A 7074-nucleotide genomic window follows, 5' to 3' on the forward strand; every position below is an offset into this window, starting at 1 on the left:
AGTCTTAGCACTAGAGAGATCCACCATCTCAAGGTCAGCCTCAGTAGCTCTTGTTTCTTTAGCGGCTGCAACTTCGGAACGAATTGCATACTTAGTGATTGCCAGATCGGCGTATCTGGCAATAATAGGATCTGATTCAAAGAGTGAGGTTACTCCAGAGAGTCTCTGGGCTATAGCATTGGCCAGAGCTGGCCACAATGACTTATCCAGGTCCAGTTCGGTCAAGGTCATTACTATACGTTGACGGGGACCATTTTTCACAGCGGTAGGACTCAACGAGTTGGTACTTACTGTAGCTAACGCCGGTCATTTTTATTAACTGTTGGAGTTTCACGGATAAACACAACAAGACAATAGCACCATGTCAGAGCTAATGCAAGTCATAATCAAAACTACTCAAAAATTAGGACACTACATTCGCGACCCAAAAAGACCTAATACCCATCTACCAGGAAATCTATAAATCGCCCAAGCCGAAAATCGCCCAAAATCCCCTCAAAAGGGACCAATTAGGGCGATTTTTCGGGAAATCTGCGAAAGATGGGCTAAGTCCAAATGGAAGCGTAATTGGAGTCCTGAATGTGCATTGGGCAAAGAGCCCAGCTGACGTAGAGCTAGTCCTAGACGATCTAAAATATGTCGCCAACATTATCGCACCACACATTGAAACCGCAGCACTTTTATATAGGCTCATCGCACCTGAAAGCCAGCTAGAGCGCTTTGCTGCAGTTACGATCGACAGCACCGAGCAAGAGAGAAAGCGGATAGCTAACGATATCCACGATGGAGTTGGACAACTCCTTCACTCTACCCACTATCGCCTTGACGCAGCCATGTACGCTAGCGACATGCCAGAGAGTCAGACAGAGATCGAGGCAGCAAAACAATTAGTCATAGCGGCGATCGCAGAGACCAAAAATACCATTCATCGCCTTAGGCCCGGGGTCCTTGATGATCTCGGACTGATCGCCGCACTTAACTCACTCGCCTCATCAATTCGCACTCCGACTGTCGATGTAAATCTGCCAGAAGACTATTCAGTAACCATGGCCTCGACGGTGGAGACTGCAATCTATCGAATTGTCCAGGAGGCTCTTTCAAATATTCAAAGGCACGCTAGTGCTCAATTTGCTTCATTGGCCGTACATGTAAATGCAGATGCCGACGAACTGATTGTTGCGATAAGTGACGATGGCATCGGCTTTGACCCCGACAATATAACCCGCGGAATTGGCCTCGATGGGATGAGAGAGAGGGCCGAATTGGTTGGTGCTACGTTAGATGTCACCAGCCGACGGGGCCACGGTGCAAGGATTGTTCTGCGAGTACCACTCGGAAGATAAAAGCTACTCTCTAAACGCGATACTGCAGGCAGGCCCTAATACTAAGGAGATAGGTAACAGTAGGCCCAAAAGGGTGCAAGGCTGCAGAACGCCCGACCCCAACTTCAAAAAGAATGCTATTTGGCGAGGCGGGTGCAGGCTGCGAGTCAAGGAGTCGAGTCAAAGAATCAAGCTAGGGAGTCGAGCAAAGGACTGATCCACAATGCAATCAACTAAATGGATTGGTCGACTTCCAAGAATGAGTGCCGAATGTTAGTTGTGTTTGTGTCGTTTAGTGACATAAATGAGTGATAGTTAAAAAGAGGAGCTATGTCGATGCAGATGCCTCACATAACGGATCCGCTCGAAAGTCCTCGTGCTGCTCAAATAGAGGAACTGCTCCAGCAAATACGAAAATCGCATGTTGCTCCACGCATAACGCTCGATGGCCAGAAAATGGGTTTGCCTAACGAAGTAAATGAGGCAATTCTCGATCTGCTTAGCCGCTTTGGTGATGGCCATGGAGTTATTGTCGCCTCAATTGACTCGTTGCTTACGAACTCCAAGGCTGCTGAGCTTCTTGGAATTTCACGCACCTACATGGACCGTCTTATCGATGAAGGTCGCATTCCAGCACAGTACCGATGCACTCGTAGGCGGGTAAAGCTGAGCGATGTAATCGAGTACATGGAAAGCTCCGATAGAAAGCGTGCAGAAAAGTTAGACGCAATTGCTCAATTATCTGAACGCACTGGGCAGTACGACAACGATGCCTTCTAGATGTGGAGCTTCGCGTCTTTTTGGATGCCATCGTCATCATTCCTGCTAGGTGGCGTGACATTCTTCTGACATTGCCAGAAGCAAAGCTTTGCACACCCTTATGGAACGCCGAATCCCTCGGCGGATTCATCTAGATACAGCAACGAGTTCGTTTAGTTTCTCTTCTGGCACCTCATAGCCAAGAGTCTTTCCAGGTCTTCCATTGAGGCGTCTTTGTATCTTTTTCAAGTCATCTGCTGAATACTTTTTCAAGTCAGTTCCCTTTGGTAAGTGCTGACGTAGTGGACCGTTGGTGTTCTCATTTAACCCTCTTCGCCAAGGCGAGTGTGAATCGAGTAAGAATACGGGTATCCCAGTTATTAAAGAGAAGTTTTTATGCCTGGCTAGCTCGGAGCCGTGGTCCCAAGTAATGGATTTCATGAGCACTAAACGATGTGTTTGGATCGCCTTAGTCATAGCTTTCTGAGAAGCAACTGCACTTATGTCATCTGGAAGTTGCAGCAACAAGACAAAGCGAGTTGAACGGTCCACTAAGGTCCTAACAGCACTCTTGCCACTCTTACCAATGATTAGATCACCTTCGAAAGTACCCCAGTACCGGCTCGGTCGTCTGCTTCTGCGGGACGGCTCGAGATCATCACCATATCAGCAATCGGACCGCTCTTTTTTTGCCTGCCCTATAGTGGTACGTCCTAGTTTTTCCTAACCTCAGGAACCGAGCAAGTTTTCGTCCAACTTCACCACGACCCTGCACGTAGAGGGTCTTATAAATCGTCTCGTGGCTCACTTGCAATAGCTCATTATCCATAAAGTCCACTCGAAGCCGATTGGTGATCTCTTCCTAAGTCCAAAGTTCCTCAAGCCGTGATGTCACCTGCCAACGGAGAGCTTTGTCGGAAGGTTTGGATACCTTAGGCCGCTTGATTTTGTTTTGAGCCTTGAGAGGGGCTGGCCAGATTAGATACGAACCACGTCCACCATTACCCTTTATCTCCCTTGTCACGGTAGATGGAGATCTGATCAAGGATCTGGCGATCTGACTCATTGAATCACCGCGAGAAATCCCATTTGAGATATCCTCACGCTCATTCGCGCACAAGGCAACTTCCGTGGTATCCAGATATCTGGTCTTGCATCACGACCTTACCTTCGCGACATAACATCGATACCGTAATGGGAACATCCAATTTCTTTAGCACTGATCTTTGCGAATTATGCTCTGAGACTTTTTCCTTGAGATCGTAATCTACCAGCGAGATCACATTGGAAGATGGTGAGATAGAAAGTCATTTACTATCCCTTGTTCTAACTTTTAATGTAGCACGAGAAATGTCAACCAATCGTTGCGTTCACCGGTTGAACCCGAGCCCTATTTTTTCCGGGTAATATGGAAAGCGGTGATTTTGGTGCAAAATGACTTTTCAATGGTCTGTGAAGTTTATCGAAGAACCAGAACAAACGGGGATATCTGTGGACTTCGCTAGGGACGGGTTCAACACGAATAATCGACAGGCTGTTTCCGCGCCCGAGGTTATTTCATTACCCTGGATTGCTACGCAGCAATGTCTTCTTGACACAAAGGATTTTTTGCGTCAAGCTAAGGAACGTGGGGCCGATCTGAGTCCACTTCTTCTCCGCCAACTTTACAAGCATCGCATTATAATTCCCCTGGTCGAAGTAACCGATCGACGATATTATGAACCACACGATCAAGAACACGGCGAACCTAGAGCCAATGGACGCATGCTTGAATTTAGGGCAGCGCGCAGTGAAGGTCGCCTACGCGATTTGGGTCAAATCCCCTTTATTCCAAGGCTGTCTTTCGAATCGTCGAGACCTACCAATTATTCCTGGTGGAATGGATTGCTATATTCTCGTTACCAACTCTCCATTGTTGCTTTCCTTAAGCCGTGGCTGGGTAAGTGCAGATATTCCTATCGAAATGAACGAAAATACCCGCGGCTCCCGGAACCTGATGATACGCTTCGAACGCGCGCAAATCAACTCCATAGAATTGGTCTTATGGCGTTGGCACTGGAAGCTCGATACCTTCCCATCCTCGAAGCAGGTCAGATTCGCTTGACCAACACAAAAATAGACGAATATTTAGCTTTTCGACGCGACTTCGATCCTGTCAAGGTAAGCAGACAGCTCCAATATTCAGCTAGCAACGCACATAGCGATGCCGAGTGCCTTCTGTTGCTCGCACGAACGATTGATCCAACAAATGGTCCATGGAGGGAACTTATAAAGTATGCGACGCGCGAATCCTGGAAGCACCTGAACGGTGACTTGCTGTCAGCAATGCACTTGCGCGAAACTTCAGAGATCCTATTACGATTCTACGAGGATTTATCCGAACGCGGTGAAACAGGGCCATTGCCGTCAATCCCGACCACTACTTGGCACCCCCTACATGATCGATTAAGTAGCAAGCAGTCGACACTCGATCAACAATTAATGGATGTGGGCCTGTCACCACATCCACGTGTGGTTCTAGCCGTAGAAGGTGACAGCGAGGAAATCATGTTTCCACGCGTCTGGAATGCACTCGGGTACTCAGATGCTCCTGAGTTAGTGCGCCTTCTAAATCTAGGTGGCACCGATAAAAATCCAGTGAAAGTTGCAGGCCTCGCTGCTACGCCGCTCGTAACTCGGCAAGGCGCGGCTGGTGATTTTGTATGGATGATCAAGCCACCAACTTGTTTTATGATTGTTGCAGATCCAGAGGGACTGTATGCGACGAAACAGAAAATCGACAAGCTGCTCAACGATATTAAGGTCGAAATCAAAAGTGGCTTAGCGGCCCAGGGGGCTCAAACGACCGAGCCTGGACTTAATGAATTAGTGAAAATACATACTTGGAGCGCTCCATGTTTCGAATACGAACACTTTACGGATGAAGAATTAGCAAGCGCTATAGCAACCGTGCACAAAACTTGTAACGACTGGTCGAAAGAAGAACTAGTCACAGTGCTCGCCTATTGGCGGGGCAAAAAGAAGGATATTAGAAGAGTTTGGGAGAGCGGGAATCAAGATGAAAAATTTGAAAAAAAGCGGGGGCGATGGGAGTACTGTGTGAGCAAGACGGAATTGACAAAGGCACTCTGGCCAATTCTTGAACAAAAAATCAAGACTGCCATTTCAACCGAAGACGGGCATTATCCACAGATCGCCCAGGTTGCAATTGACGCGCACGGGGCAGCGCAAAAATGGCGTCATGGTTCTTTTGTTCTCGAGGTCATTGATTAGCTGTGGCATAATGACTATCCATACGGTCTTATTCGAATCCTCGTAGCAAAACTAATCTAAGCAGTTCGTCGAGCTCGATTTGGTACTGGCGAGCCTCACCGTGCGCCAGGCGACAATAGACTTTCTTTGGCCTAACGCTCCATATTTCCACGCGATTGCGGCTACGGTACCGCGGTAGAAATTACTGGGGAGAGGTCTTAGCTCATTTAGCGGAAATGCGAGAGCAGCGATTCCCATATTTATACCGTTTATCTTAGATATATCCTATTCTTAAAAATCGTTTTCGAATTACACGGGTACTAAAGTGGCACAAAATATAGGGAAATTGCCCCCTTGAAAACTTGGAATTACGCAGCGGTGCGCGCGTGACAGCGGTGTCAGTTTGGCGGCAAATGTATTACGGGATCAATATCCTCGGCTCGATGGTTGGGTAAACATCCTCAACTCTCGTTGGGGGGATGGCCGTAACGCCTTATGGTGAGCACAACTAGTGTCCCTAGTCATAAATTCATTTAACTAAGGAATTAATCCCTATTTTTAGTGTTTTACCTATACAGAGGTACATTTCACTACACTTAGGAGAGTAATGGAAAAGAAGATTGGTCGACCGGCATTCAAGGTTGTTCTTTCAGACAACGATAGAAAGTTTCTAGAGGGCGTACTTCGTGCTACAACCTCGCCTCAGTCTCATGTAACTCGTGCCAAGATTGCCCTTGGAGCAGCTGATGGCCTTAGCCAGGATGAGATCATTGAATTGTCCAGTGTCTCAGGCTTTGCTGTCTCTAAGTAGAGGAAGAGATTCTCTCTCTCTTTGGGTATCGGTTCTATCTGATGCTCCACGAAGTGGAACCCCAAGTGACTATTCCGATTCTCTGGACCACTATTGGCAGAATTTTTGGACCACAGCACCAGTATCTTTGGACCATACTTTCCTGATCCCTCAAACCTATTTCTAAGTTACCTCAATTCTGGTGGACGTCAGGCTAGTGTCCCCTCTCATAATTTCCCTGAAACTGAGGAATTAATCCCTTCTAAGGTTGTTCTCCTTGGTAAGGACATAACCTTGCAAGGGAGAACGATGCAAAGTCACACCATTTCAGAGGAGCCAAACATTGATGCCAACCAGAGCAAGCCGCCCAAGAAGAGATCTGGACGACAAGCTTCGGTGGTTCCGCTCAGTCCCAAAGAACGTAGCGAATTAGAAGCAGTGGTAAGAAAGTCCACAGCTCCCATAGGACAGGTGGCAAGGGCCAGCATTGCCCTATGGAGTAACGAAGGGGTTGGAACCAACGAGATCGCGCAAAGACTTCAGATATCTACAGAGACGGTATGCAAATGGAAGCGGCGTTTTATCAACTACGGAGTGGAACTTCTCGATGACGCACCGAGAAGTGGAAAACCGAGAAGCATTGATGACGAAAAGATCGCCGAGATTCTAAGGATCACTTTGGAAGAAGAGCCCCCGCTTGCTACCCAGTGGTCGACGTCTTCAATGTCCAAGCGGATCGGGGTATCACCAGCGAGCATCTCACGTATCTGGAGAACCTTTGGCCTCAAGCCCCATGTCTTGGGATACTTCAACATCAGTACCGATCCGGCCTTTACCGAAAAGGTCCGCGACATAACTGGGATCTATCTCAATCCCCCTGATGCTGCACTGGTACTATGTATTGACGAAAAGACACAGATCCAGGCGTTGGATAGAACCCAGCCACTGCTT

At 47.7% G+C, this 7074-nt stretch carries 7 protein-coding genes and 1 pseudogene; 5 read left to right on the forward strand and 3 right to left on the reverse strand.

The features are described 5' to 3' along the window. A partial coding sequence (locus AXFE_RS16615; protein ID WP_200891339.1) for a hypothetical protein occupies positions 1-276 on the reverse strand: 276 nt, incomplete at its 3' end. A 305-nt stretch (positions 277-581) separates the two neighbouring features. Between AXFE_RS16615 and AXFE_RS16620 the strand changes: the two genes are divergently transcribed. Both AXFE_RS16620 and AXFE_RS16625 read left to right on the forward strand, forming a co-directional pair. Further along, entirely contained in the window at positions 582-1343 is a 762-nt protein-coding gene (locus tag AXFE_RS16620) for a sensor histidine kinase (RefSeq protein WP_052607042.1), read from the forward strand. Positions 1344-1652: 309 nt separating this feature from the next. After that, complete coding sequence (locus AXFE_RS16625) at positions 1653-2102, forward strand: helix-turn-helix domain-containing protein (protein ID WP_052607043.1); 450 nt, start codon at positions 1653-1655, stop codon at positions 2100-2102. Between the two features lie 126 nt (positions 2103-2228). Here AXFE_RS16625 and AXFE_RS20515 read toward each other — a convergent pair. Then, positions 2229-2684, reverse strand: a pseudogene (locus AXFE_RS20515) (IS30 family transposase); the annotation flags it as partial. 259 nt (positions 2685-2943) lie between these two features. Beyond that, positions 2944-3201, reverse strand: coding sequence for a helix-turn-helix domain-containing protein (locus AXFE_RS21710; RefSeq protein ID WP_052607046.1), 258 nt, complete (start codon positions 3199-3201; stop codon positions 2944-2946). A 332-nt stretch (positions 3202-3533) separates the two neighbouring features. Here AXFE_RS21710 and AXFE_RS16645 point away from each other — a divergent pair, with 332 nt between their 5' ends. The 3 genes from AXFE_RS16645 to AXFE_RS16655 form a co-directional block, all read left to right on the forward strand. After that, complete coding sequence (locus tag AXFE_RS16645; protein WP_160291916.1) at positions 3534-5354, forward strand: toprim domain-containing protein; 1821 nt, start codon at positions 3534-3536, stop codon at positions 5352-5354. A 586-nt stretch (positions 5355-5940) separates the two neighbouring features. Further along, positions 5941-6144 carry a hypothetical protein gene (locus AXFE_RS16650; protein ID WP_052607048.1) on the forward strand — a complete coding sequence of 68 codons (204 nt, stop codon included), beginning with the start codon at positions 5941-5943 and terminating at the stop codon, positions 6142-6144. 93 nt (positions 6145-6237) lie between these two features. Beyond that, positions 6238-7074, forward strand: an 837-nt coding sequence (locus tag AXFE_RS16655; RefSeq protein ID WP_152626181.1) for an IS630 family transposase, incomplete at its 3' end; no start/stop codon positions are given.

This window comes from Acidithrix ferrooxidans, from assembly GCF_000949295.1.
In the GTDB taxonomy this organism is placed as follows: domain Bacteria; phylum Actinomycetota; class Acidimicrobiia; order Acidimicrobiales; family Acidimicrobiaceae; genus Acidithrix; species Acidithrix ferrooxidans.